We start from the raw sequence: 26,804 nt of genomic DNA, 5'->3' as shown, positions 1-26,804 counted from the left end.
CACCTGCTTATTCTTCTGCTGCGGCTTCCTGCGCCTTAAGCTTCAGGATGCCGTTATAGGCAGCCACCTGTTCTGCCGCCTTCTTGGTACGTCCCGCGCCCCGGCCGACCTCCTCATCCCCGATTTTGGCACAGACCTCAAAGGATTTATTGTGGTCCGGCCCTTCCTCACGGATAATCTCATAGGACAGGGGCGCCTCCTGGCGGCTCTGCACCATCTCCTGTAAGATAGTCTTGCTATCATAAAAGAGCTGCTTGTGTTCGATGTCGTTTAAGATAAAACGATGAATGAACTCTTTTGCATTAGCAAAACCACCGTCCAGGTAAATCGCGCCAATCAGTGCCTCCATGGCGTCTGACACCACGGAATTGCGGTTCCGGCCGCCGGTGGCATCCTCGCCCTTGCCCAGGTACAGGTATTGGCCCAGCTTAATATCCCCAGCGCAGTAAGCCAGGGTGGGTTCGCACACAATGCTGGCCCTGATTTTTGTCAAATCTCCTTCCGGCAGTGTCTCATACTTGCGGTAGAGGAATTCGCTGGTCACGATTTCCAGGACAGCATCCCCCAAAAACTCCAGGCGCTCATTGCACCTGCTGTGGTCCAGACGGTGCTCGTTGGCATAGGAGCTGTGGGTCAGGGCCTGGGTAAACAGGTTCTTGTTTTTAAACTCGTATGAAATCCTCTCTTCCAGTTCTTTTAAATGACTGTTCATAATGATCCTTCCTTCTTCAAATACCCGTGGGGCAGGTCTTAAAACATGCCTCCCAAACGCACAAAAAGGGCTGTGCTTACAGCCCCTGTGCCTGTCCGTTAGTTTAAAGCGTTCTTAATCTGCTCTACTGCATCGCCTACTGTCACAATCTGTTCTGCAGCCTCATTTGGAATCTCAATGTCGAATTCCTCTTCAATTCCCATGATAATCTGGAAAATGTCCAGTGAATCCGCACCCAGGTCATCTACGAATGTAGCTGCCATTGTCACTTCCTCCGGTTCAATGTTCAAAACTTCTGCGATAATACCCTGTAATTTCTCAAATTCCATCTCTTAGCTCCTCTTTCTTAAATCTTGATTTTTAACTTCGTCCCTCGGACTTATTTTTCGTTTTGGACGTCCAGGCACTGACGGATTTTACCATTGATATCCTGTTCCTTAAACGTCACACATTGAATAATGGAATTACGCACCTCCGTGCGCTTTGAATTGCCGTGGGTCTTGACTACAAGGCCTTTCAGACCCAGCAGGGGGGCTCCGCCGTACTGGCTGCCGTCAAAGGATTTAAGTGTTTCCCTGAGAGCCGGCTTTACCAAAAGGGCGCCAATCTTACTGCGCAGGGTAGACATCATACCGCCCTTCACCATGCTGATTAAGGTGGCCCCAACCCCTTCATACAGCTTCAGGATTACATTGCCCACAAATGCCTCACAGACAATGACATCCGCTCCGCCATGGGGAATTTCCCTGGCTTCAATGCTTCCGATGAAGTTAATCCCCTTACATTCCTTTAACAGGGGAAATGTCTCCTTCACCAGCGCATTGCCTTTTTCTTCCTCCGCACCGATATTGACAATGGCTACCCGCGGGTTCTTAATTCCCATCACATGCTCCATATAGATGGAACCCATCTGGGCAAACTGCGCCAGGTGAGACGCTCTGGCATCCACATTGGCTCCACAGTCAATCAAAAGTGATACGCCTTTCTCCGTAGGAATAAGCGGTGCCAGCGGCGGACGTTCCACACCCTTATTGCGTCCCACTATCACCTGTCCGCTTACCAGGATTGCCCCGGAACTTCCGGCGGATACAAAGGCATCGGCTTCTCCCTGTTTTACAAGGTTTAAGCCCACCACAATGGAAGAGTCCTTCTTCTTACGGATAGCGTTTACCGGCGGCTCCTCAGTGGCAATTACTTCTGTGGCGTTCACCACCTGAATCTGGTCCTTGTTATAGGTGTGCTTTGACAGTTCTGAAACAACTGCCTGCTCCTGCCCCACAAGAAATACCTGGATGCCAGGTTTTGCGTTCACAGCCTCCACTGCTCCGGCTACCATCTCGCCCGGCGCATAATCTCCGCCCATAGCGTCTACCGCTACTTTAATCATAATGACTCTCCTTTCGGTCCTGCATACAACTTATAATATACTAGATATCATTCTATAAATCAATATGTTTTTTCACTGGTTTTTGGGGAATTGAAGGCCCCTGTTTGTGTCTGTTCCAGGCGTACATACGTCAGGAATATGCATACTTCTGCAACGTTTGGATTGTCAACCGGCCTCCGGAGTGGTAAAATAAAAGCAGATAAAGCCAGTGATACTTTTATGATATTTAGGAGGGATTTCTATGAATTATGAAGGACAAATCTGCCGCGGTCCCATGGAACGCTCATCCTATATGCTTCCGGTTGCCGTTGGCTGTTCCTACAACCGGTGCAAATTCTGCACTCTGTTCCGACACCTGAAATACAGGGAGCTTCCCATGGAGCAGATAGAGGGGGAGCTGGAACGGGTCCGTAATCTGGGAGGGAATCCAAAGCACGTCTTTCTCGGTGACGGCAATGCCTTTGGACTGGACACAGGCCGTCTTCTTAAGATAACAGACCTGATCCACCGGTATTTTCCGGATTGCTGCGCCATCAACATGGATGCCACTGTCACCAATATCCGGGCCAAATCCCAAGAGGAGCTGCAGGCCCTCCGGGCTGCCGGTATACGCCATCTGTATTTAGGCATTGAAAGCGGCCTGGACGATGTCCTTGTCCGTATGGAAAAGGACCATAACCTGGACCAGGCATACCGCCAGATTGACCGGATTCAAAATGCGGGATTTATTTATGATGCCCATATCATGACCGGAATTGCAGGGCACGGAAGGGGAAGGGAAAATGCATATGCCACCGCAGAATTCTTCAACCGCACCAGGCCCCGGCGTGTCATAAACTTCTCATTGTTCCTGTCTCACAGCGCCCCTCTGTACCGCGAGGCCCAGGCCAAAACCTTTGTTCCTGCCACGGAGCTGGAAAACCTGCAGGAGGAACGGCTGCTTCTGGAACTTCTGACCACCCCGGGGCCCCTGGTATACGACGGATTCCACGACCGCATTGAGTTCCGGGTCCGGGGAACCCTGCCCGGCGAAAGGGAGAAGATGCTGGATAAACTGGACCGGGCCATTGAACGGTACAAGAATCAGGAGCCGGTTATTACGTACTAATCCATTAAGCAAGGCCAGCCATTACAGTTCTTCCCCATTGCTTTCAATCACCTTCTTATACCAGTCAAAGGAATCCTTTTTTCTCCTGGATAAATCCCCTGTTCCGTCGTCGTATTTTTCCACATAGATGAAGCCGTACCGCTTTGCCATCTCTCCTGTGGAAGCGCTGACTAAGTCAATGCAGCCCCATGGAGTATAACCCATCAAGTCCACGCCATCCCTGACCGCTTCCTTCAACTGCTCAATATGCTTTTTCAAATAATCAATGCGGTACTCATCATGGATTTTTCCGTCCTCTTCAATCTTGTCATAAGCGCCCAGACCGTTTTCCACCACCATTAAGGGGATGCGGTAGCGGCCATAAAGCTCATTTAAGGTGTACCGTAAGCCCTTAGGGTCGATCTGCCAGCCCCAGTCGCTGGATTCCAGATATGGATTTTTGGCCCCTCCGGCTAAATTGCCGCCTGTCCGGACCTTGTCTTTGTCAGCGCTCTCGCAGTTTGACATGTAGTAGCTGAAGGTATAGAAGTCCACGCAGCCCTGCTTTAAAATTTCTGCATCCCCTGGCTCCATGTTAACAGTGATTTGATTTTCCTCAAAATACCGTTTCATAAAGTGAGGATATTCTCCCCTAACCTGTACATCCCCGCAGAACTGGTTCATGATCTGGTTTTTCTTCTGAGCCTTCAATATATCATTAGGATTGCAGGTGAGGGGATAGGTGGTGATATGGCAGATCATACAGCCGATTTGGCAGTCAGGGTCAATCTCATGTCCTTCCATGACAGCCAGGGCGCTTGCCACAAACTGATGGTGAATCCCTTGAAAACGCAGGGCCGGAATATCCTTCTGGTTCATAAAATCCGTGGTGCCTTCATTTAAAATTCCCAGAGACAAATAGCCTCCCATGGGCATGGTGCCTGCGTTGATTTCATTGAAGGTCAGCCAGTATTTCACCTTTCCTTTATACCGCTTAAATAAGACCTTTGCGTATTTCACAAAAAGCTCCACACATTCTCTGGAAGCCCAGCCATTGTATTTTTCCGTCATGGCAAAGGGCATTTCATAATGGGAAATGGTTACCAAAGGTTCAATATCATGCTTTAAGCATTCCTCTATGACATCATCATAGAATTTTAATCCGGCTTCATTTGGCTCCTCTTCCATTCCAGTGGGGAAAATCCTGGTCCAGGCAATAGAAAACCGGAAGCACTTAAAACCCATTTCTGCAAAGAGGGCGATGTCCTCTTTATAATGATGGTAGAAATCAATGGCCTCATGGCTGGGATAAAAGGTCCCCTCCTCCACAGCTCTCGTAATCCTCTTGGAGGTTGCGCGGGAACCTCCTGTGCACAAATCAGCGCAGGACACCCCCTTTCCGTCCACATTCCAGGCTCCCTCGCACTGGTTGGCGGCCACTGCGCCGCCCCATAAAAAGTTTTCTTTTAATACTGACATTGTTTCAATCTCCTTTCCATATTTTAATCCACCCAAAGGCTTTTATTTTCATAGCGCTGATCCAGGTGGCCGCTGAACCATCTGCCGTTCATCACATTTGCGATTACCTTTTCTTTTATTTCTTTGGATATGGTTTCATCCTGGTCCATTTCATCCATAATTACACCGTAAGACGTTTTTACAGACTTACATTCTGCCAGGGCTTTGCCCTCTGCGGCGTCAAGCACCATGGTAAGATGCGTTTTTTCGTCCCATGGGCTCCAGGCTTCAAGGCCCTGGCCGTTTGGATCTCCTGTGTAAAGGAAGTTTTTAAGGTACTGCAAAAACAGATTCCCCATGTCCACATATCCAGGCTGGTTAAAGGTATCAGGCAGCATGGGGGCATAATTGTTCTCTGTGGAAAGCATGGGTATAAAAATACCATGGAAAGACCCGTAAACAGGAATTGGATAGGCGGAGCTGGAATCCCCATAATTGACGCTGCATAAATAAATGGGAGATTCATAGGAAGAGCTCATCTTCTCAGCGGAAGCCTCTGTGTTAAAATATCCATACATTCTGCTTCCATATTTTATGGCAAAATTTTTTGCGGCAAGGAGCTCCTCCTCTGAAAGACCTTCCATGCCGCTTCCGGAATAATAACTATCTCCATAGGCAAACATGCTGAATTCTGTAGTTCCGGTGAGCATCAGAACAGGCACATCTATATACGCATCTGTTTCAAAGCCTTCCTTTGGAATCACAACACCATCGGCGTAAAGGTGGGGGAACACGCTCATCCGTATTCCCGCGTTTCCCATAAGGGCGCTTAAGCGTTCTGAAGAAATGCTGTATAAATAATCCCGCACCTCCTTCCCTGTTCCTAAAAGCCATTCCTCTGCCTCTGTTTCATCCCCTGCTTTCCCATCCTCTACGGCCAAAGGCGCAATGGCAGCTGCAATTTTTTTTGCGCTCAATTCCTGGTCGGACACGGTCATACCGCCGCTGAAAACCACGGCTTTTTGGAATTTTCCTTTAAACAGAGGGCTTATGAGCATGGCCATCACATCGCGCCCTCCCGCGCTGAACCCCGAAACCGTTATGTTTTCCGGATCGCCGCCAAACTGCTCAATATTTTCCCTTACCCAGTCAAGAGCCTTTGCTATATCCAGCATGGCAAAGTTGCCGGTGGCATGTTCCTCTTCCATAAGGGCGGGCAGACAGTTAAAGCCCAGAAGTCCCAAACGGTAATTCACTGATACAAAAACCATATCATTTTTCACTGCCATTTCAGTTCCTATTAATTCCCTGGTATTTCCGGTTTGATTGTTGCCTCCATGGATAAAAACAATAACAGGAAGCTTTTTGGCCCCTTTCCTGCTGTAAACATCTAAGTTTAAGCAATCCTCCGTTCCGATAACCGCTTCATTTTCAAGCTGAAGGGCAGGCTCCTTAAAATCCGTGGCGGAAAGCCTTTCCGTCCAGACATCCGGATCCAATGGTGCCTTCCAGCGGAGACTGCCAGAAGGTTCCTTTCCATAAGGAATGCCGTACCATACCAGCGCCTTCCCCTTTTCAATCCCTTCAACCGGACCAAAAGCAGTATCCTTTCTCTTTTCCTCTGCAGCCTCCTGTGGCTGGACTGATGTCTCCGGCGCAGCAGCCGGCGCTTCCGGAACCGGATTCTCCCCGGCCGCAGTCTCCTGCGTCATAACCGCTTGTCCTCTTCCCATGTTTTCCCCCTTACAGCCGGATGCCAGCACAGCTCCCGCTATTAAGAGCAATAGCCATTTTTTCTTCATAACCACACCTTCTTTTCTTTTATACAATGGTAAGCAATACCTCTCCTGCTGCAATTTCTTTTGTTTCCGCCGCCTTGATGCTGATAAAATCAGCGGGGTTGGAAATCAGCACAGGAGTGATCACATCATAGCCCTTTTCCTTTAATAAGCTTAGGTCAAATTCCAGAAGCAGATCTCCCGCCTTCACCCTGTCGCCCATTTTACAATGAAGATTAAAGCCTTCTCCTTTTAAATTTACCGTGTCCAGGCCCACATGAATTAAAATCTCGGCCTGGTTATCTGCAGTGATTCCCACCGCATGTTTGGAATCCATAACCGCGCTGATCATTCCATCTGCAGGAGCATATACCTTTCCGTCAGAAGGAATAACGGCTGCTCCCTCTCCTAAAACGCCGCCGGAAAATACCGGGTCCGATACCTCCTTCAAAGAAATTACAGCGCCGTTTAAAGGGCTTTTGATTTCAATGCGCTCCACCAAAGGCTTTATTTCCTGCGGCGGGGTCTTTGTCTCCTCTGCGCTGGCGGCTTCCTTCTCTCCCGCTTCTGCCGGGTCGGGTTTATAAAGCGCAAGGCTGACCAGGAAAGAAACGCCCAGGGATATAGCCAGGGCGATAACGCCGTTAAGAAGATTTGCCAATCCCTCTCCGCCGATCATCTGAATGAGCGTCAGAGCGGAGGGGGAACCTCCCATGGTATACCCCACCAGATGGGTGATTCCGGAATAAAGCCCGGAGGCTCCCGCACCGCAGACTGCCGCAATCATGGGTGTTTTGTATTTTAAAGTAATTCCATACATGGCAGGCTCAGTGACGCCCGCCACAATGGCAGAAATCCCAGCGGCTGATGCTGTGGATTTTACAATATTATCTTTGGTCTTGACGGCTACAGCCATGGAGGCTCCGCCCTGAGCTAAATTGGAGCAGAACATGGTGGTAATTAATACCGCGTCGTAACCAAAGCTGGCCAGACTGATGGTACAGATGGGGATCAGAGCATAGTGCATTCCGGTCATAACAATAAAAGGCATGATTGCGGAAAGCACGGCAATGATTAGCCAGTCAATCTTATTATAAAGGAAATTAACTCCATCCGCCAGATAATTTCCCACTATGGCTCCAATAGGGCCAATCACTACCAGAACCACGGGAACAGAAACAAATATGACAATTAAAGGCTTTAAAAACACCTTCACCATATCTGGGCAGATCTTATCCGCAAACCTTTCAATCCACCTCATAAACGGGACCATCAAAAGCACCGGAAGGACAGAAGAACTATACGAAGCCGAGGTTACGGGAAGCCCGAAATAAGAGGTGTTTCCCTGTAAAAGCAAGGCCCCAAGATCGGGATGAAGCAGTACGGCGGCCATCACCATTGCTAAAAAGGGGTTGCTGTTCAGCCTCTTAGCCGTTGTGTATGCCAGCATGATCGGCATAAAATAAAAGAAAGCGTCTCCCACTGTGTTCAGGATGATATAGGTGCTGCCCGTGGTGTCCACCAGATTGAAGGCGGTGAGCAAGGTCAGAATCACCTTAATCATACCGCATCCCAGCATGGCCGGAAGAAGGGGCGTCATGCAGCCCGCCACAAAAGCGCAGAGCCTGGAAAACAGGTTTTCCTTTGGACCGCCGTTTTCCGCCCTCCCTCCGTCTGAGAAATCACCCAGCTTTTGAAGCTCGGCAAACACATGAGTGACCTCATTGCCAATAACCACCTGGTACTGACCTCCCTGTTTGATGACCCGTAAAACTCCGGGAATTTTCTCCACCTCTGAATCCTTTGGAAGCCCCATGTCCTTTAACATAAAGCGCAGCCTTGTGATGCAGTGGGTCAGACCCTCCACATTTGCCTTTCCGCCGACCATTTCTAAGATTTGTCCGGCTGTTTTCGCATAATCGAATGCCATTTTTTCTACCTCCTCTTTATTTTTTGATAGCCATAGCTTTCAGCTGCAAAAAAACCCTGACAAAGCCTGCCTTCTTCCGCCGGGCTGAAAATTACAGCCTCTGGCGGACAGCAGAGAATTGTCAGGGTCATGCCCCTCCCGGAAAGCCAGTCAGGTAACACGCCTGTATTCTATTTTAGAATTATTGTCTGGTTATTTTTTCAATATGAATCATCAGGTAAAGCATCTCTTCCCTGTTCAATTCATAATGATACACATCGTGAATAAAATCTGCTATCTTTACAATACATTTGTAGGATTGGGGATACTTTTCCTTGATCAGATGAAACCATTCATCCTCTGAGCCGGCGCATTGCTTTCCCTCAAACATCCTCTTGGCAAAGAATTTTAAATGAGTGATAAACCTCTGGTAATCCCAGCTTTCCTCATCCATCCGGATCTGGTAGCAGGCCTCCACAATCTGTGTGATCTCCTTAATGAGCCTTGTGATGGCTTCCAGATTCTCTACCTGGCTGTCTCCAAGCTGGGAGCATACATAATGAAAGGCTAAGAACGCCGCCTCATCCGGCTCCATCTGGATATGAAACCTCTTTTTCACCAGCTCAAGCCCCCGGCAGCCCACCTGATATTCCTTGGGATATAAATGCTTTACCTCCCAAAGCATGGGATTTTTTAAGACTGCTCCTGATTGATAGCGTTCCACTGCTCCTGCCAAATGATCACAGATAGGAATCAGCACCCGTTCCGAAACCTTAAGCTCACAGACTTCTCTGGCGTAATGGGTCATCTGCTCCGCGATCTCCCAATATTCCTCCGGCAGCTTTGCAAAAAAGTCCTGAAACCTCTTAATTTCATTCTTGTCATTGGGTGTAAAAATGCGCTCTACCTGGGTGCTTACTATGGAATCCCTTTTTCTTTTGTTAAATCCGATTCCCTTTCCCTGGAGAATAATTTCCTTCCCCTCCGGGTTGCGGGATACAACCATGTTATTATTCAGCACCTTTTCAATTACCATACCGGACCTTCCCCCATGTGTTTTGTAAGTCAAATCTCCCATCCCAAACAGCGGGCGTTCTATTTGCAGCTCCCCAAGCGGCGAGATATTTGACTCTCGCAGCAACAGCCATACAGACATGCAAACATGTCAACGCAGCTCGTTGTTGGCAGAAATAAAAAAACAAGTTCCACAAAATAAAACTCCGCCATCCACCATGGAGTCATTTTCTTGTAGACCTTGCCCGCATTACCGGTCACAAACTACCGTCTATTCACTATGCGTAGTATAACATTCTTGTTTTTTATTGTCCAGATGTAAAAATGCACACTTCTCAACTATTTTTTTGTGCATTTTTACATCTGATAAAATTGTTTTCTTTGAACATTAATTTCTTCGGAAAGCTCCGAAAAATCCTTTCGGAAATGGGTATTATGTAAACAAGGGTTCTCGGTCAATATAGCCGAAAACCCTTGTTTTTCCTAGCTTTTTTCACTTTTTACAAAAATGCTTGTTCTTAATCTTCAACGCTTACGATTTCTCTCTTGTTGTAAGAACCGCAAGCCTTGCAAACTCTATGAGGCATCATCAGGGCACCGCACTTGCTGCACTTTACCAGATTTGGAGCGCTCATCTTCCAGTTTGCTCTACGGCTGTCTCTTCTAGCTTTAGAAGATTTATTCTTTGGACAGATAGACATGGTTTACACCTCCTTCGACTGTTTAAAAATATCCTGGATAACTGACATCCTTGGGTCAAGTGGCCTATTATCGCAGTCACAAGTCTCGTGGTTGAGATTTGTGCCACATCTATCACAGATTCCCTTGCATTCATCACTGCAGAGAACCGCCATAGGCAGGTTCAAGGTTAACTCATTACCAACCAACTGGTCGATATCCAGTTTATAACCATTTACGTAGGGCTGCTCGTCCAAATCTTCCACCCGCTCTTCATCACTCTGGTTCATGTCCAGTTCCTGGTCAATTTCCAGATGGAAAGGAACTCTCACGGGGTCAAGGCATCTGGCGCATGGCATAATCAGAACCAAATCAGCGGTTCCAGCTAAGGTCAGCTTCTTATTTCCCCTATTTGTTATCACCAATGACAATGGTCCCTTTTCTGCAATGTCGTATACAGTGTCGGCCATCCTGAACTGGGTCATCTCAAGCTCAGGCGTATATGTTTTGGACTTTCCCTCAACAGGAAACAGCTCAGATAAGTTAATTAGCATATTAACCTCCTAATACGCATCTCTTGCATTATACATACCATTGCACATTTTGTCAACTATATTTCCGTTTTTTTTCCAGAAGAGTCGAGCCGAATTTTTTTCTTATATTGCTTTACCGTCATATTTTCAAACTTTTTGAAAACCTTACTGAAATAACTGCTTTCATTGTAGCCCAAACGGAATGCAACCTCCGCAATACTGTCCTCCGTAAAGTAAAAATAGCCTTTAGCCAGATGCAGTTTTCTCATATGAAGATACTCCGTAACACTGACCTTAAACTGCTCCCTGAATATACGGCTCAGGTATCCCTGACTGATTGCACAGTTCTCAATAATACTGTTGAGAGTAATATCTTCTTTTATATGTTTCTCTATATAAATAAAAATATTCTCCAGCAGCGGATAACGGCCAATACTGTTCTGCCGGAACAGATAATCCATGACTCTGAAAAGCCAGAGTTCTGATGTTTTTCTGTCCGGAATCAGTACCTCATTAATCGGGAACAGTTCTGATATGTTTCCGCTGTCGCCATACACACTCCTGGTGTCCAGCAGGTTCTGTCCCAAATAGGTAAAAAGTTTAATCAGCCGAACGGGATCCTCACCGCCAATTGCGTAAATTTCATCAATTACACCGGCAATTCCGTCATAAAAATCCCCGAAATCTTTATTCCGAAGATAGGAGGCAAGGATTTCCAGTTGGTTCTGCACGGAATCCTCATGTTCTGTTTTGTAATTTTCCATGATTTTCTTCAGACAACTGTATGTAATCGGTTTTTCCAGAACGTCCTTTACCTGGCTTTGGGCAGCACTCCGAATCAGAACGTTGGCGGCATGGGCAGAAAGGATATATATACTAATCTCCGGATTGGACTGGTGAATAATCCTGCTGGCCTCCAGACCGGTGATTCCCGGCATCTGCATATCCATGAATACAATATCAATCACATCCTCTTTACAGACACGGACCGCGCGCTCACCGGTATCTGTCATGGAAACCACTTTGAAAGCACTATCCTTTGCAATCATCACATGCAGCGCTTCGCGCATCAGTATATCATCATCTGCTATCAAAACCCTGTACATGATTACTCAGTCCTTTCTTCATAATGCTCCGGCCACAATAAGATACTTTTCGATCCTTTGTTTCTGTAATTCTCCGTAATAATGCCGTATTCCTTTCCAAACAGTCTTTTCATCTTCTCCTTTGCATATTCCATACCCATTTTTATATAATAGCCTTCATGTTTGTCCTTATAAGCTTCATACTTGATATCCAGCTCTTCTTCCGTCAGTCCCGGGCCTGTGTCATTTATCTCCAGAAACATATTACCACTGTGCATATACCCTGTCACCGTAATTTCTCCGCCTTCCTTCTCCAGCATAATACCATTATAAAAGGCGTTTTGTATAAACGGCATTAAAATATCAGAAGGCATCTTCTGCATATGCAGTTCCTTTGGAACCTGGATGGAATACTCCAGCCGGTCCCCTGTTTTCTTTTTCTGGAATATCAGGTACCGCTCCGCATGCTCCAGCTCTCCGGAAATATGAACAAAGGTGCTCTTTTCCGTATATTTATATTTTATGTAATCAATATAGGTGCTCAGCAGCTCATTTGTCCTGTCTGCTTCTTCTATAATTGTCAGATTCAACAGCGATGTCAGCATGTCCAGAAGCTCATATTGATTGCTCTGCATCTCCAGTTCCATAATCCGCCTGTTAATTTGTGTGATTTCCTTGGCATAGCTGTGGTTCAATACCTGCAGCTTTTTCATCCGTTTCTTCAGAATATCTTCCTGAAGGTGCTGGCTGACCTCGTTCTCACTCAGCTGGTTAATTACCAGAAAAACCAGGTTCGCAATATCCAGAAATTTTTCATATGAATAAAAAGGAATTTCCTCCAGCAACGGCCTGTATTCTGCAACCGCCTCATCCGCCTTGGCAGAATGCATAACCGATGACAGCCTGCTGACAGATTCCGGGGCATCATTGCATTGAATCTGCCCCCCAATAAAACCTCCCAGATAATGGCCGCGGACAATAATTGGAATGGCCACCTCCAAAAGTCCGCAGGGACAAAAGTATACGTTTGTCTTTTGTGTAACTGCTGCCTGGATGGAACCGAAGGCATCCGAAGATTTACATCTCTCCATTGCCTCCGGGTTATTGCGAACCTTCCCACAATAGCGTGAAAAGGAGGTTGCCGATGTAATGGGATCCCCCTTGAAATCAACTGTAATGAAAGCCAGTCCGGTTGCCTTGGATAGGCTCTCCTGTATTGTCTCCAGCTTTTCTTTTCCGAACAGGTGGATGATATCCAGTTGATTAATACTGTTTTCTTCATTGATGCTGAGATATTCATCCAATGCATCTGGTTCTATCCCTTCCATATGCATCATCTTATGATATTCTGCCATCTGATTAATCCCTCTCTTTATGCCTGTAATTGTTATTTTAGCATCTTTTCACCATTTAAACAATCCTATTCCGACCAGGAGACGGTACAACGGCGTATGGAAAAAGGCCGTGCCAGCTCCTTTAGGGTAACACGGTCTTATGTCCAGCTTGTCACAAGTCATCTTTACTGTCAGTTAGTAAATACTTAATAATATTTTTTTAATAGCCTCTGTTCCGGCTTCCCTTGGATTGCCAGCAAGGCAGTTATCCATCAGGGCGTTATCCGTCATGTTCTGTAGCTGCTCTTCATATGCCTCTATATTAATTCCCAGCTCCCTGATTGAGGATGGCATTTCCATGCACCGCATCAGGGTACGAATCAGCTCCTTTAAGGTGTTGACAGCCATTACCGGTGATTCGTTCATGTCAACCAACTGGACCTTGCAGGCAAGACTTGCATATTTGTTCATGATATCATGGTTTACACTATTATAATCAATGATCTGATTTAACAGTAGGGCATTGGCCAATCCATGGGGTATGTGGAACGTACCTCCCAGCTGATGGGCAATGCTGTGGTTTAATCCCAGGCCTGCCGTATTAAAAGCCATTCCCGCCAGTGTGGACGCCTCATGCATCAGGGTTCTGGCCTCCAAATTCTTTCCATCCCTGTAGCATTGTAAAAGCGCCTTAATCAATAATTCAATTGCCTTTTCTGACAGCGCGTCCGAGAATACATTGCTCCCGTTTGCAACATAGGCCTCCAGGGCATGTGTCAGCACATCCATCCCTGTATTTGCCGTAATGGAAGGCGGTACAGACAATGTAAGCCTTGGGTCAAGGATGGCCACGTCTGCCAGAATATCATCCGATGATATCAGATGCTTGCTCTTACTCTCTGAATCCGTTATGACAGCGGCTGAGGTGACCTCTGAGCCGGTTCCGCTGGTTGTGGGTATGGTGATGAATTTCGGCTTCGGAACCAGATTCCTCACTCCGGCAAAGTAAATCATTCCCTTGGCCGTATCAATGGCAGAGCCGCCTCCAAAACCAATGACAATCTCAGGACGTACCTTACAGATTACGCTAAGCCCCTTTCCCACCACCTCGATGGTGGGATCCGGTATGGCCTGGTCAAAAATGTCCACGGTATTGCTGGAATCCAGCGCATCTAATATGTAGCTGATTGCCCCGCTCTCTGCAAGGAACTTATCACAAACCACCAAGATCCTTTTTTTTCGGATTTTCCGCAGATATTCCATTGCGTAGCTTCCGCTGCGTATCTTTGTCTTTATATATACATTAGACATTTGCACTTCTCCTTCATATTCAGTCCATATACTGCCGCGTACAGGGATTAACGGATACTAAAAGCATCGGTCATAACACATTTGCGCTTCCTGCAAAATGCCCTGGGGGAGGTAAGTCCCTCTCCGGTAGGTCCGGCAATAGTGAAGGTGGTATAACCTTCTCCCCCCACGCCGATTCCGGCGTAGGACGGAGCATTTTTGACAAAGATAGTGGTCTCCATAATTTTAGCCATCTTGCTGAGCTTTTCTACATTCCTGGAGTGCATCATGGCTGTGTGACGGTTCCCGTGCTCTGCCTGATGGGCATATTCAATTGCCGTATCCACATCACAGACCCGCACCACCGGAAGAATGGGCATCATCATTTCCTCCTGAACAAGCAGATGCTCCTTCGGAACCTCCATGATGATGACCCTGACACTGGCGTCCGCTGTGATTCCCAGCTTATCCAGGATATAACGGGCGCTCTTTCCCACAAAGGATGTCTTCGGACCTCCCTTTTCATTGGTTACAAGCGTTACCAGCTTCTCCAACAGTGCCGGGTCCGTAATTTGATACGCCCCGTTTTCCTTCATGTTGTGAATCAGGTAATCACAAATTGAATCCACAGCAAAGACTTCCTTTTCTGCGATACATGGAACGTTGTTATCAAAACTGCATCCATCCACGATATCTTTTGCAGCCTTTACAATATCGGCTGTCTCGTCAACCACAACCGGAGGATTGCCGGCACCTGCGCCGATTGCCTTTTTTCCGGAAGACAGTACCTTCTTGACAATGGAGGGACCTCCGGTGGCCACCAGCAGACGGACACTTGGGTTCTCAATCATTTTATTGGTATTTTCTATGGACGGCTCTTCCACCATGGTAATCAGGTTCTCCGGGGCGCCGCTCTCTGTCAGGGCTTTGTTCAACAGCTTTACTGTCATCTGCGAAACCTTTTTTGCCCTGGGATGAGGACTGAACACCACTGTATTCCCTCCGGCAATCATGGAAATGGAGTTATTGATGATTGTCTCGGTGGGATTAGTGGTCGGCGTAATGGCCCCAATGACGCCAAAGGGACAATATTCCACCAAAGTCAGTCCGTTGTCACCGGTCACGGCCTCTGTCAGCAAATCCTCCGTACCCGGAGTCTTCTCAGCCGCCAGCCGGTTTTTAATTAATTTATGCTCATAGTCGCCAATCTCCGTCTCTTCCACAGACAGCCTGGATATCATCTCCAGATTCTCTCTTTTAAGAATCGTCCGGCGGATCACATCCACATATTTCTGCCTGTCAGAAATTTTAGAGAATAACAGCTTTTTCTGGGCTTCTTCTGAAGCTGTAATCGCCTCATCCATTGTTTTAAATACGCCATACAGCTCTGCCTTTGGCATTATGAACTTCTGGGGCTGTTCTGCCTTTATCTCCTTTAAAGCCTGTTCTACCATCTGTTCAATTACTTTTATATCCATATCCAAGCGTATCACACCTTCCTTCATTTATACGGGGCCAGCAGAGGCACTCCATGCGATGCCGAGAGGAGTAACCAAGAGCGCATCATTCGTCTTGACCGTTTTGATGCCCAATGCCTTCTCAAATGTATGTTCAAACTCGCTGAAGCAGCTGGCTCCGCCTACTACATAAACACAGTCCACCTCATACCCGGAAAGGAATCCCTTGACGATAGATGCCATCTTTTCAACCACTGGTTTTATGATTGGAAAGACATCCCTCTCTCTATCCTTATCTGTTTTCAGTTTTTCAGCTTCCTCAATTGAGATTCCATAATATCCCGCAAGGACCAGAGTCATATGGGTTCCGCCGGTAGGCTCATCTGCGGTAAAAATCACCCTTCCGTCTTTCAGTATGCTGATTCCGGTGGTTCCGCCACCGACATCCACAACTGCCCCGTCTCTGATTCCCAGTACCGAGGCTGCAGCGGTGGGTTCATCAATCACATGAATCACTTCAAATCCGGCCCCCTCCACCACATTAGCAATACACCTTACGTTCCCCTCAATGATTCCCGGGGGAACCGCGGTGGCCGCTGTTTCCAGGGGCACTCCAAGCATTTCCTCCAGCTGGGCCTTCAGGCGGCGTACGGTCTGCATCGCGCCCACAAAATCCACCACAATGCCGTCCTTTACTGCTTTGGAAACAGCGGTCGCGCCTGCAACAGGATGGTTATTCTCATCCGTGACAGCGATTACTATGTTGGCAGTTCCCAAATCCACACCTGTCTTTAACATCCCTGAAAAGGGATTGCATTTGTTCTCCCTTATCAGCTCCGAAAATTCAGACAGCACTTCTTTGGTCATGAGCATATAACCCCTCTTTTCTAAGCTTGATTTATCGCCGGATTATGACATAATCATTGTTCTTAAGCGCACATGCATTGGCTTCATCCACATCCACATGCATCTCCAGTTCAAATTGTTCTGACACCCGGATTAATACATCTCCAAACACTCCGTGTCTTTCACCGAATGTTTCCACCTCCACGATATCCTTATCCCATACGCCCATGGCCTCCGCCTGCTGCGGCGTCATATGGATATGGCGGAGCGCTACAATCGCTCCCCGGGGCAGCCAAACCGTGCCCTTGGGTCCCACCATTTCCAGTCCGGGCGTTCCTGTCAGATCCCCCGACTCCCTGATGGGAGCTTTGACGCCCAGGCGGAAGCTGTCTGTTTTGGATATCTCTATCTGGCTTTGCTTTCTGACCGGCCCCAGTATACGCACCCGTTCAAACTCTCCTTTTGGTCCGCGGATTGTCACAGTCTCATTGCAGGCATATTGCCCCGGCTGTTTTAAATCGCTTTTTTTGGTGAGCTGATACCCTTTTCCAAACAAGGTTTCCAAATCTTCCGAGGTCACATGAACGTGCCGGTTGGAAACTCCTACAGGGATTTTAAACGCATTATATTTTGTAATCTTATCTATTACCCGTCCGGTAATCAGTTTCAGCAGTTCTTCATTTACCATCATGTTCAACCCCTTCCGGAAGTTTGGATACCGGCCACGGAAGCCGGTATACACTTACTGGCATCCTATAACGATTTGGGTAAAATTTTCTCTACATCCGTATGCGGTCTTGGGATTACATGCTGGGATACTACCTGGCCCACATTTGCCGCAGCGGCAGCGCCTGCATCAACCGATGCCTTCACTGCGCCCACATCCCCGCGGACCATAACCGTAACCAGGCCGGAACCAATTTTCTCATAACCGATAAGAGCCACATTTGCTGCTTTTGTCATTGCATCCGCTGCCTCAATTGCTCCTACCAAACCTTTTGTCTCAACCATTCCCAATGCTTCATTTGACATATTATTTTCCTCCTGAATGTTATTTTTTATTTATTATAAAAACTTTAAAAAGCCAACTGTTTCAGCAGCCAGGCCTTGTCGGTTTCTTCCCACCTGAAACCCTGGTCATCCCTTCCGAAATGCCCGTATGCCGCTGTCTTTAAATACTGGGGTGTCCGAAGATTCAGTTCTTCTATGTAATCAGACAACCCAAATGAAAATACGGATTTGACCAGCTCCTCGATGTGGCTGTCCGGAATCCTGCCGGTACCAAAGGTATTAATGGTAATTGCCTCCGGTTCAATGCCTCCGATTACATATGCCAGGGCAACCTCACATCGGTCTGCCAAATCCGCCGCCACAATATTCTTAGCCACATAGCGGGCCATATAAGCAGCCGATCGGTCTACCTTTGTGGGGTCCTTTCCCGAGAAGGCGCCGCCTCCATGTTTTCCAACGGTACCATAGGTGTCAACCATGATTTTTCTTCCGGTGACGCCCGTATCCCCGGCAGGCCCTCCTATGACAAAGCGTCCTGTGGGATTTACATGAATCCTGGTTTCCGGCGTAATCCAGCGGGAATCAATGACCGGCTCTATGACCGTACAGCGTATAAACGCGTCCAGCAGCTCATGGGAAACTGCCTCTCCGTGCTGTGCGGACACAACAACACTGTGAATGCTCACCGGTTTCCCTGCCTCGTCGTACTTCATCGTAATCTGGGTTTTGCCGTCAGGATATAAAAAATCTGTTTTCAGAACCTTTCTCACATAGGCCAGACGTTGGGCCAGGCGGTTTGCCAGATGGCAGGACAGCGGCATCAGGCTTTCTGTCTCATTGACAGCATAGCCATACATGATTCCCTGGTCTCCTCCGCCCAGAACCTCCTTCCCGGTTTCGCTGCTTCTGGTGACACCCATGGAAATATCCGGTGACTGGTTATGGATATTGGTAAATATCATACATGTATCAGCGTCAAATCCTTTTCCATGTTCCGTGTAGCCTATTCTTCTGATAATCTCCCTGGCCTTTGCCGCTGCATCCACATGGCCCTCTGATGTGACCTCGCCTGCCAGCATCAGCGTGTTCGCAGATGCCATGGCCTCTATTGCCACCCTGGATTTCGAATCCTGCTCCAAATATGCATCCAGAATGCCGTCTGCAATCTGGTCACACACCTTATCAGGATGGCCTTCGGTTACAGATTCCGAAGTTACGTAATAAAATCTGTCATCCCGTCCTTCCATCATTCCATCAACCTGCTTTCCTAATTACAATCAGCGAATCGAAAATCCACTTGTCAACGTGCATCTTCTCCTGCGGGCAAAATGCCTTGCCGTGGTAGTTCCCTCTCCTGTGGTGGTTGCGATTGTAAAGCTGGTATGACCTTCTTTATCAAAGCCGATTCCCATAAGGGAAGGACCGTTTTTAACAAACACTGAGGTCTGTAATTCCCTGGCAGCCCGGTTCAGATGCTCGATGGACTCAGAATGAATGGTTGCCGTATGTTTATATCCCTGCTCCACTTCCAAGGCGATTTCCAGAGCCTCGTCAAAATCAGCCGCCTTTACCAACGGCACAAGAGGCATCATAAGTTCTGTGATAACAAAGGGATGCATCCGCCCTGTCTCTGCCACAATCAGTTTTATGGCTTTGCTGGCGGGAATGCCGGCATATTCAAGAATCTCCTTGGCGCTCCGGCCTTCCAGTTTCTTATTAATCACAAAATCCTCTGTGACTGCGGCATTCAGAAGTTTCTGGATTTCCGCCTCATTCCGGATATAGTACACACCGTTTTTCAGAAGTTCATATATAAAACGGTCTGATACGCTCTCCTCCACAACCATACACTTTTCTGATGTACACATCAGATTGTTGTCAAACGAAGCGCCTCTTACAATATCTCTGGCCGCCTTTTCCAGATTCGCTGTGGCATCCACAATCGTGACAGGATTGGCCGGTCCGGCTCCAATCACCTTTTTACCGGACGTCATGGCCTGGCGCAGGGAACCGCTGCCCCCGGTGCAGACAACCAAGTCAACATCAGGATGGCTCATGACCTCTGTGGTAAATCCCATCAGACTTTCATGAAGGGTGACTACCAGATTGTCAATGCCGCTGATACTGCGGATTGACTCGCTGATAATCGTGGTCAGGAATTGTGAAACCTTAACTGCTCTCGGATGTGGGCAATGGATGATTGCATTCCCCGCAGCCAGCATACCGATAGTGTTGCTGATAAGAGTCGCGCAGGGATTGGTGCATGGCTGTACCGCACATACGATACCAAAAGAGGAAAGTTCATAGAGTGTCATTCCATGGTCGCCTGTATTGACTTCTGTAATCAGGTCCTCCACGCCGGGCGTTTTCTCGATGGCAAGTTTTATTTTCTGTGCCTTATCCTGGACAATTCCCATGCCGGTTTCCGCAACTGTCATGGCGGCGAGTTCATTTGCAAGGGGACGAAGTGCTTTTTTCACTCCTTCCAGAATTTCCTGCCGTTCATTCAGGGTCAGCTTTATATATCTGCCGTAGGCTCCCTTTGCAGATGCTACTGCATCAGTCACGCTGGAGTAAATACTGCTTTTCATGTCATTCATTACCTCCTTTCCCACTAAAAATGATTACACTATATATCCATTGTATCTACGATTCCGATAATTGCCATATCAATGACGGCCTCCCGCTTGGACTGGTCCACACGTACAGAAGAGCCCGAACCAATCAGGACTGTCTCACCAATTCCGGCCCCTACATAATCCACAGCCACTTCCTCTGAATCAATGAAATTACCATGTCCATCAATCCGTCTGATAATCATCAGTTTATAACCCACCAGAGAATTATCTTTTCTGGTAGCCACAACTGTTCCTATTATCTTAGCTAATCTCATGCCTTTCACATTCCTTTCACGGAGAAACCGGCCGTCCCTTGCCATTACCGGTATTCCTGATTTCAATTAACTGTTTTTGGTCCTTGCGGTACCTGTGTCTTTGGCAGCTGATGTGCGCCTGGAAACTTTCTTTGGTTTTTCCGCCAGCTTAAAGTCCTCTTCCTCTGACGGCTGTTCGGCTTCTGCCTGCGGCTCATCCTTTGAATCCGTCTCTTCCCTCACAGAATCTGCCTGCCCGCCGTCCGGCTCCGGTTCTCCGGCTGTTTCCGGGCTTTCCCGCATTGTCTCCCCTGTTTTTCCGGTTCCTGTCTCCTCCTGCGCCTCTTTCATCGGAGGGGAGGGCGGTACTGGCGGTTCGGGACAACAGAATGCCTGTTCCACATAATCGGACGGTCTTGGAATGACCTTCCATGAGACCAGTTTATTGTTTGCCGCTCCAATCTGCTTTCCCGCATTGACGGCAGCGTTAACAGCTCCCACGTCCCCGGCAATCTTTATAGTCATATATCCCAGACCCTTTGTATTTTCAATCTCCAGAATGCGGATATTGGCTGCTTTGGCCATGGTATCGGCGGCCAAAACTGCTGTGGACAGTCCGCTGATTTCAATTAATCCCAATGCCTGTTTCATCCTATCACCTCACTCTCCTTTTTATTTGAATACTATCTTTAGAAATTTCGCCCTGTCTTTTGCCAAATCCGTCACGATATCTCCGGGCTGGAGATATATGACGCCGTCAGAAACAAATTGTTCCACGTTGGATGACGATATTACTCTTTTTTTCTTTTTATCCGGCTCCAATGTACATGTGCTGTTTTCTGTCCGGCAGGCCATTGTCCGGTCCGTCCCTTCACACGGTATTTCATAAGGGACTCTGCCCGAAAGCTCCTCTGTGCTGCATATCTCGACTCCAAATTCCAGCACCTGTCTGTAATACTCCATGATACGTTTCCGGTATGCAGGTTTTTCGTTTCCGGAAAATTTTTCCAGGCCCGTTAGAAGCAATACAACCCGGCTGCCCTGTTTCATGCATTCTGCTATCCATGAAGTCTCGTATGTATCGCTGATGCATAATGCTGTTTTCACCAGTACGTCCCTGGGAACTACCGGAAGCAGCGTCACTGCTCTGTCCAGATTATCCGGCATTTCGCCGGAGCGGTACAGAATTTTGCCAAAGGATACGGACTGCCTGAGTCTGGCCTCATATCCCATATTCTTCCAGGATGGGGGGATGACGGGAACAATATCATATGCATCCGACCCTTCCATTTTCTTTAGAAATTCCATATACCGTTCACTCCACGGGGATACGCACAGCATATACAGAGTCTGTTTGGAATCCTTCATGCATTCCGCTCTTTTTTCCGCCTCCAGGTCACTTAACACACGCAGTACCAGTTCTTTCAGCTGTTCTTCACTGATATTCAATTCCTTCACCTCGTTTCAAGGAATGCCCCTATCCGTTGGATAGGGGCATTCCCCGCTGCAACCGCTGACAGATAAGTGTTTTTATCTGCTGCCTTTATTCAAGATGTGGAAGAATCTTTTCAACATCTGTATGAGGACGCGGTATAACGTGGGTAGATACAACCTCTCCAACTGCTGCCGCAGAAGCCGCACCAGCGTCGGTGGCTGCCTTAACCGCGCCAACGTCGCCTCTTACCATGACGGTAACAAGTCCTGAACCAATCTTCTCATATCCTACCAGAGAAACATTGGCTGCTTTGACCATGGCATCCGCTGCTTCAATCGCACCCACTAAGCCTTTTGTTTCGACCATACCTAATGCATCTGCATTCATATTAGAACCTCCTTAATTGATTCACATTCTCCGGAACTGTCTTACTAGATGTACGGAGTTGTTGTAGATTTCGGTTCATCCCCCAATGCCCCCAGCATCTTCTTTCCGGCTTCAATGGAAGCTTTCACTGCCTGGCGTACAGCTCCTGAATCACCTGTAAATGTAAGGATAACCTCATTGGAATAGCTGGTGCCGCTGGACGGTGAGCAGTACCCTACCACCTCCACATTAGCTGCCTTCACTGCAATATCTGCCAGAACTGTACCGATTGCAGCCGGCCCTGCACATGTCATGCCGAATGCCCTTCCAACCGGTGCGCCCAGCGCCTTTTCCAGACAGTAGCTGGCTCTTGCGGTATACTGGAACTCCAGATGACCTGCATCGTTTCCATATACATCGCCAAAATATTTCGGAAGGACCTGAAGGGCGATCTCAACTGCTCTTCGTGCGTCCGACACATCGTCTGCACCAATATATATCAGACTGCCGTGTCCGGCCCCGCCCTTTGTATCTCTGGGAAGCTCCACAGAGATAATCTCGGTATTAGTTGCCTTTACAGCCTCGTCAACCGCCCAAATCTGAGGACCGGCGCCGACTCTTCCGCCTACAATACCGATAGAACGGTATTTGCCTAATTTCATCACGTCTACCAGAAGGGGGTCCACACTGGCAATCACAAGTCCGATTGTATCTCCGATTGCTGTTCCTACAAACTCGGTCAGTCCGATATTGCTGCCGCAGCATTTTTCCTTTGTCGCCTCTGACCTGCATTCCTCCTGCTTGATACCAAGCTCGTCAGAAACCTGCTTCATTACCTTCTCAATTAACTGCTGATCCATTCTTCTTCCTCCATTCTAAAATCGTGTCTAACCGCCGATGATACATTGAAAACCATAACTCTCCACCACTGTCCTGCATTCCTCCAAATCCTCCGGCGCCAGCGGCTTAACCTGCTTCATAGTATAATCCTGGCCTAACAATCCATATTTGTTCTCGCCAAAGGAATGGTACGGCAGCAGATGTATGGTCCGTATGCCCGCCAGAGTTCTGGCAAACTCCGAAATTGCCTTAATGGCCTCCACCGAGTAATTAAAGCCCGGGATCACAGGAACACGGATTACGGTTTTGGATATTTTACAGATTTCGGGAGCATTTTTAATGACCGGTTCATTGCCAATGCCTGTAAACTTTTTATGCTGCCCGCTGTCCATGTGCTTTAAATCCAGAAGCACCGTATCCACATAAGGAATCACCTTTTCAATGGCTTCCCTGCTTCCCACGCCTGTGGTTTCAATAGCAGTGTGCCATCCCTGCCCCTTGCATGCCTGCAGTAGTTCAGAGGCAAATTCATACTGTACCAGCGGTTCACCGCCTGACAGGGTGATGCCCCCGCCGGAACGCCTGTAGGTAGTGGCATCCTTTTTCAGCTCCCGGATTACCTGTTGGATTGACATTGTTTTTCCTTTAAGCACAAGAGCACCTGCAGGACATGCGTTGGCACACTCGCCACATCCGCTGCACAGATCCCTGTTGACCCAATTTTTATGTTCCGGGCTGATTGCCCCCTTCCTGCAGGCCGTCATACAACGGCCGCAATGGAGGCAATCAGCTGCTTTATACATGATAACTGGCTTGATACTTTGAGATTCAGGATTACTGCACCACTTGCAGGAGAGAGGACAGCCCTTTAAAAACACGATTGTCCGGATTCCCGGACCGTCATGCAGGGAAAACCTTTGTATGTCGAACACGGTTCCTGTTAAATTATAATTGATTGAATCCATGCCGAACTCCCTTCACTGTATTATGCTGAAACCTCACTATAAGGTCTGTTCTGTACGGCTGATAATATCATCCTGAACTTCTTTTGCCAGAACGGTAAACTGGGCACTGTATCCTGCGACGCGGACCACCAGGTCCTTGTAATCCTCAGGACGCTCCTGGGCGGCAAGCAACGTTTCCCTGTCAATTACGTTAAACTGCACATGCATGCCTTTGTGGTCAAAATAGGAACGCACAATGGATGCGAAACGCTTCAGTCCCTCGTCTCCTGCAAGTGCGGAGGGAAGGAACTTCTGGTTGTACAGAGTACCGTTGGAATAGTTTGCATGGTCCAGTTTAGCTACGGACATGGCTGCTGCCGTCGGCCCGTTGATATCCTTGCCCTGTCTCGGAGATACGCCGTCGGCCAAAGGAGCCTTGGCAAGTCTGCCGTCCGGAAGGGCGCCTACGTCCTTTCCAAATAATACATTGGCTGATACAGGATAGCAGCCTGCCTGGAACTGTCCGCCGCGCGGATTCTTATACTTCTCTACCTCATAGGAATAAATCTGTCCGCAGCGTCTTGCAATCATATCCACTTCATCATCATCGTTTCCGAACCAGGGCGTGTTCTCCATCAGCCTCTTAATATGTGCATAATCGGCATTCACACAGGCCGCTTCTGTCTTAGCCGCCTCTGCTGCTGACGGCCAGCGGCATGCCTGTGCTGGCGCGGACAGCTGTGACTGAAGGTCTGCCAGATTGATGGAACCGTTATTACTCAGAATCCGTTTCACTGCCTCGTAAATCTTCGCCTCATCCGTGCACACATCAGCCGCAGGAGCGGAAACACTGCATGCATAGCCGAAGTTATTGGCCAAGGCTTCCTTTAACTGGGCCATGGTCACTTCTTTGCTCTCAAATACATGCTTCTTGATAGCACACAGGGAATCGCCGGAATCAGCTACGCCAAATGCCTGAGGTCCTGTAAAGTTGTAGATTGCTCCGCCCTCCTGAACGCTTTTTCCTCTTCCTATACAGTCATCAACCAATGCTGACAGAAATGGAAGAGGGGCTCTCTCTGCATGTGCGAAGTCAACACAATTGTCAGCTTCGGCCAGATGATATACGAAGTATTCCATCTGTTTTTTGTATGCAGCAAAGATATCCTCCAGGCTGTTAAAGGAGGTGATATCGCCTGTCTGCGGTCCCAGCTGCTTGTCGCCTACCTTGCCGTTATTCAGGGTGACTTCCAGGACCTTGGCAATATTAAAGAATGCAGCGTCATGCCAGCCCTCTGTCTTATGCGGACACTGAGGCTCCACGCACCCGATGATACAATAGCTTCTGGCATCCGCCAGGGATACGCCTCTGTTACACAATGCGGGAATGATGACTTCGTCGTTATACATGGCTGGCACACCCAGTCCCAGGCGGGTCACTTCGCACGCCCTGTAGAGGAATTCATCCGGTGTGTTCTGGTGAACACGGATGGAGAAGGACGGTGCGGGCAGCGCCACATGGGCAACTGCTTCCATACACATGTAGGAAATATCGTTGGTTGCGTCCAGTCCGTCTTCTGTCTGACCGCCTACGATCAGATTCTGGAACACTGCGTATCCTGCAAATGCCTGGGCGGAAACCTCGTCTCGTGTCTTATTGACGTCATTTAGCTTAACCCAGATGCAGTCTACCAGTTCCTGTGCAAATTCTTTGGAAATATTTCTGTCTGCCGCCAAATGCGGATACATGTACTGGTCAAAACGTCCCGGTGAAATAGAATGTCCGTTGGCTTCAATCTGAAGGAGTATCTGAACAAACCAGAATGCCTGGCATGCCTCGTAGAAATTAGTTGCCCCTCTTTCAGGGACTCTGTCACAGTTAGCCGCAATCTGAAGCAGCTCAGATTTTCTTACCGGTTCCGGACAGGACGCCGCCATTTCCCTTGCCTTTGCAGCATAGCGATGCGCAAAGTTGATGGCTGCCGTATATGTAATCACAAGAGCCTCGTAAAAGTTTTTCTTCTTAATATATTCCGGGTCGCTGGTGTTAAGCTTATCCATTGCTTCAATCACCTGTTTGATGATTCCTGTAAAACCAATGGTCAGGACCTTGCCATAGTCTACGCACACATGGCCTACGCCGCCGTAGAAATAATTGCCTACTGTAAATACTCCGTTGGCAATACAGTCCTTTGTCTCCTGAGACATATAGGAATCGGCTAAAGCACTGGTGGTCTTTCCCTCCCAGTATTTGAATGCTTCATGCAGTTCTGCCGCGGTCTCTTTTGGTATCTGGAAGGGATCCGCCATTCTGGTGCCCATTGTTTCAAATTCCTTCTCAACCCAGTCATAAGAAAATTCAGGACAAATCTCTGTTGAACGCAGATTCTTTGTAATTGCGCCTACAATCAGCTCATCATCATGAATGGTAATGGGAAGATTGTTAAAAATCTTTTCAGCCGCCTTGGCACGGCGCATAATAGGAGACAGCCCCTCTGTCTCTTTGTAGGACTCTGTTACGAGAACCGCCCTCTCAGACTCAACATACGGAATTGCATCCACTATTGCTCTCTTAAGACGTTTCACTCTTTCGGTTGGCTCTGTAAACCCCTTTGCTATCATACAAATATCCTCCTTTATTTTGTTTTCTATTTATGGTTTCCGGTTTCCAAGAATGCCCTGCCCATTTCCCCCAGGACATTCCTCCTCCTCATAATATCCTATAGAGCCGTAAAACGAGGCATATTATTAAAACGTAAAAAAAGTAA

Annotated in this window: 27 protein-coding genes; 1 reads left to right on the top strand and 26 read right to left on the bottom strand. The window is 47.9% G+C overall.

Translation table 11 applies throughout. The features are described 5' to 3' along the window. Positions 1-7: 7 nt before the first annotated feature. The 3 genes from rnc to plsX all read right to left on the bottom strand — a co-directional run bounded on the left by rnc (position 8) and on the right by plsX (position 2,099). Positions 8-712 (bottom strand): ribonuclease III, encoded by a 705-nt coding sequence (gene rnc / locus LA360_RS03230; protein WP_022201802.1) that lies wholly within the window; start codon positions 710-712, stop codon positions 8-10. 98 nt (positions 713-810) lie between these two features. Continuing rightward, on the bottom strand, positions 811-1,041 hold the full coding sequence (gene acpP, locus LA360_RS03225; RefSeq protein ID WP_002564308.1) for an acyl carrier protein: 231 nt from the start codon (positions 1,039-1,041) through the stop codon (positions 811-813). 50 nt (positions 1,042-1,091) lie between these two features. Continuing rightward, positions 1,092-2,099, bottom strand: coding sequence for a phosphate acyltransferase PlsX (plsX, locus tag LA360_RS03220; RefSeq protein WP_112483269.1), 1,008 nt, complete (start codon positions 2,097-2,099; stop codon positions 1,092-1,094). A gap of 241 nt (positions 2,100-2,340) precedes the next feature. Between plsX and LA360_RS03215 the strand changes: the two genes are divergently transcribed. Next, entirely contained in the window at positions 2,341-3,207 is an 867-nt protein-coding gene (locus LA360_RS03215) for a radical SAM protein (RefSeq protein ID WP_057571180.1), read from the top strand. A gap of 21 nt (positions 3,208-3,228) precedes the next feature. Here the strand turns inward: LA360_RS03215 and LA360_RS03210 are convergent, their stop codons facing one another. The 23 genes from LA360_RS03210 to LA360_RS03105 all read right to left on the bottom strand — a co-directional run bounded on the left by LA360_RS03210 (position 3,229) and on the right by LA360_RS03105 (position 26,658). Beyond that, positions 3,229-4,665 (bottom strand): glycoside hydrolase family 1 protein, encoded by a 1,437-nt coding sequence (locus LA360_RS03210; protein WP_057571181.1) that lies wholly within the window; start codon positions 4,663-4,665, stop codon positions 3,229-3,231. Between the two features lie 23 nt (positions 4,666-4,688). Next, complete coding sequence (locus LA360_RS03205) at positions 4,689-6,446, bottom strand: carboxylesterase family protein (protein ID WP_112483308.1); 1,758 nt, start codon at positions 6,444-6,446, stop codon at positions 4,689-4,691. Positions 6,447-6,465: 19 nt separating this feature from the next. Continuing rightward, complete coding sequence (locus LA360_RS03200) at positions 6,466-8,352, bottom strand: beta-glucoside-specific PTS transporter subunit IIABC (protein ID WP_002595640.1); 1,887 nt, start codon at positions 8,350-8,352, stop codon at positions 6,466-6,468. A 5-nt stretch (positions 8,353-8,357) separates the two neighbouring features. Continuing rightward, the gene (locus LA360_RS29500) at positions 8,358-8,483 is read right to left on the bottom strand and encodes a hypothetical protein (RefSeq protein WP_263870209.1); all 126 of its coding nucleotides are present in this window, start codon (positions 8,481-8,483) and stop codon (positions 8,358-8,360) included. A 50-nt stretch (positions 8,484-8,533) separates the two neighbouring features. Beyond that, positions 8,534-9,367 carry a BglG family transcription antiterminator LicT gene (gene licT / locus LA360_RS03195; RefSeq protein WP_027642595.1) on the bottom strand — a complete coding sequence of 278 codons (834 nt, stop codon included), beginning with the start codon at positions 9,365-9,367 and terminating at the stop codon, positions 8,534-8,536. Between the two features lie 496 nt (positions 9,368-9,863). After that, positions 9,864-10,046, bottom strand: coding sequence for a 50S ribosomal protein L32 (gene rpmF / locus LA360_RS03190; protein WP_002564324.1), 183 nt, complete (start codon positions 10,044-10,046; stop codon positions 9,864-9,866). A 3-nt stretch (positions 10,047-10,049) separates the two neighbouring features. Next, positions 10,050-10,577, bottom strand: coding sequence for a YceD family protein (locus tag LA360_RS03185; RefSeq protein ID WP_057571182.1), 528 nt, complete (start codon positions 10,575-10,577; stop codon positions 10,050-10,052). A 56-nt stretch (positions 10,578-10,633) separates the two neighbouring features. Next, positions 10,634-11,662: a helix-turn-helix domain-containing protein gene (locus LA360_RS03180; protein WP_022201795.1), complete on the bottom strand. Its 1,029-nt coding sequence runs from the start codon at positions 11,660-11,662 to the stop codon at positions 10,634-10,636. A gap of 2 nt (positions 11,663-11,664) precedes the next feature. After that, on the bottom strand, positions 11,665-12,996 hold the full coding sequence (locus tag LA360_RS03175; RefSeq protein ID WP_112483267.1) for a PocR ligand-binding domain-containing protein: 1,332 nt from the start codon (positions 12,994-12,996) through the stop codon (positions 11,665-11,667). A gap of 174 nt (positions 12,997-13,170) precedes the next feature. Then, positions 13,171-14,286 carry a 1-propanol dehydrogenase PduQ gene (locus tag LA360_RS03170; protein ID WP_022201793.1) on the bottom strand — a complete coding sequence of 372 codons (1,116 nt, stop codon included), beginning with the start codon at positions 14,284-14,286 and terminating at the stop codon, positions 13,171-13,173. A gap of 47 nt (positions 14,287-14,333) precedes the next feature. Then, on the bottom strand, positions 14,334-15,749 hold the full coding sequence (locus tag LA360_RS03165) for an aldehyde dehydrogenase family protein (RefSeq protein ID WP_089774533.1): 1,416 nt from the start codon (positions 15,747-15,749) through the stop codon (positions 14,334-14,336). A 21-nt stretch (positions 15,750-15,770) separates the two neighbouring features. After that, a complete protein-coding gene (gene eutJ / locus LA360_RS03160; protein WP_112483265.1) occupies positions 15,771-16,595 on the bottom strand; it encodes an ethanolamine utilization protein EutJ in 825 nt (274 codons plus the stop codon). A gap of 25 nt (positions 16,596-16,620) precedes the next feature. Beyond that, positions 16,621-17,259: a phosphate propanoyltransferase gene (locus tag LA360_RS03155; RefSeq protein WP_080567059.1), complete on the bottom strand. Its 639-nt coding sequence runs from the start codon at positions 17,257-17,259 to the stop codon at positions 16,621-16,623. 62 nt (positions 17,260-17,321) lie between these two features. Continuing rightward, a complete protein-coding gene (pduA, locus tag LA360_RS03150) occupies positions 17,322-17,600 on the bottom strand; it encodes a propanediol utilization microcompartment protein PduA (RefSeq protein ID WP_002568818.1) in 279 nt (92 codons plus the stop codon). Between the two features lie 44 nt (positions 17,601-17,644). After that, positions 17,645-18,829 (bottom strand): methionine adenosyltransferase, encoded by a 1,185-nt coding sequence (metK, locus tag LA360_RS03145; protein WP_112483263.1) that lies wholly within the window; start codon positions 18,827-18,829, stop codon positions 17,645-17,647. A 27-nt stretch (positions 18,830-18,856) separates the two neighbouring features. After that, a complete protein-coding gene (locus LA360_RS03140) occupies positions 18,857-20,179 on the bottom strand; it encodes an aldehyde dehydrogenase (RefSeq protein WP_057571185.1) in 1,323 nt (440 codons plus the stop codon). A 29-nt stretch (positions 20,180-20,208) separates the two neighbouring features. Beyond that, positions 20,209-20,472 carry a EutN/CcmL family microcompartment protein gene (locus LA360_RS03135; RefSeq protein ID WP_002568821.1) on the bottom strand — a complete coding sequence of 88 codons (264 nt, stop codon included), beginning with the start codon at positions 20,470-20,472 and terminating at the stop codon, positions 20,209-20,211. Positions 20,473-20,538: 66 nt separating this feature from the next. Further along, positions 20,539-21,102, bottom strand: a complete 564-nt coding sequence (locus LA360_RS03130) for a BMC domain-containing protein (protein ID WP_089774494.1) — start codon at positions 21,100-21,102, stop codon at positions 20,539-20,541. A gap of 21 nt (positions 21,103-21,123) precedes the next feature. Then, positions 21,124-21,909: a hypothetical protein gene (locus tag LA360_RS03125; RefSeq protein ID WP_225537282.1), complete on the bottom strand. Its 786-nt coding sequence runs from the start codon at positions 21,907-21,909 to the stop codon at positions 21,124-21,126. A gap of 85 nt (positions 21,910-21,994) precedes the next feature. Continuing rightward, positions 21,995-22,273, bottom strand: coding sequence for a propanediol utilization microcompartment protein PduA (gene pduA, locus LA360_RS03120; protein WP_002583259.1), 279 nt, complete (start codon positions 22,271-22,273; stop codon positions 21,995-21,997). 44 nt (positions 22,274-22,317) lie between these two features. Then, positions 22,318-23,112 (bottom strand): propanediol utilization microcompartment protein PduB, encoded by a 795-nt coding sequence (pduB, locus tag LA360_RS03115; RefSeq protein WP_112483261.1) that lies wholly within the window; start codon positions 23,110-23,112, stop codon positions 22,318-22,320. A 27-nt stretch (positions 23,113-23,139) separates the two neighbouring features. Next, a complete protein-coding gene (locus LA360_RS03110; RefSeq protein ID WP_002595642.1) occupies positions 23,140-24,057 on the bottom strand; it encodes a glycyl-radical enzyme activating protein in 918 nt (305 codons plus the stop codon). Positions 24,058-24,093: 36 nt separating this feature from the next. After that, the gene (locus LA360_RS03105) at positions 24,094-26,658 is read right to left on the bottom strand and encodes a glycyl radical protein (RefSeq protein ID WP_112483258.1); all 2,565 of its coding nucleotides are present in this window, start codon (positions 26,656-26,658) and stop codon (positions 24,094-24,096) included. Between the last annotated feature and the right edge of the window lie 146 nt (positions 26,659-26,804).

It is taken from the genome of Enterocloster clostridioformis (assembly GCF_020297485.1).
Classification (GTDB): Bacteria; Bacillota; Clostridia; order Lachnospirales; family Lachnospiraceae; genus Enterocloster; species Enterocloster clostridioformis.
This window is presented reverse-complemented; position numbering and strand designations above follow the sequence as displayed.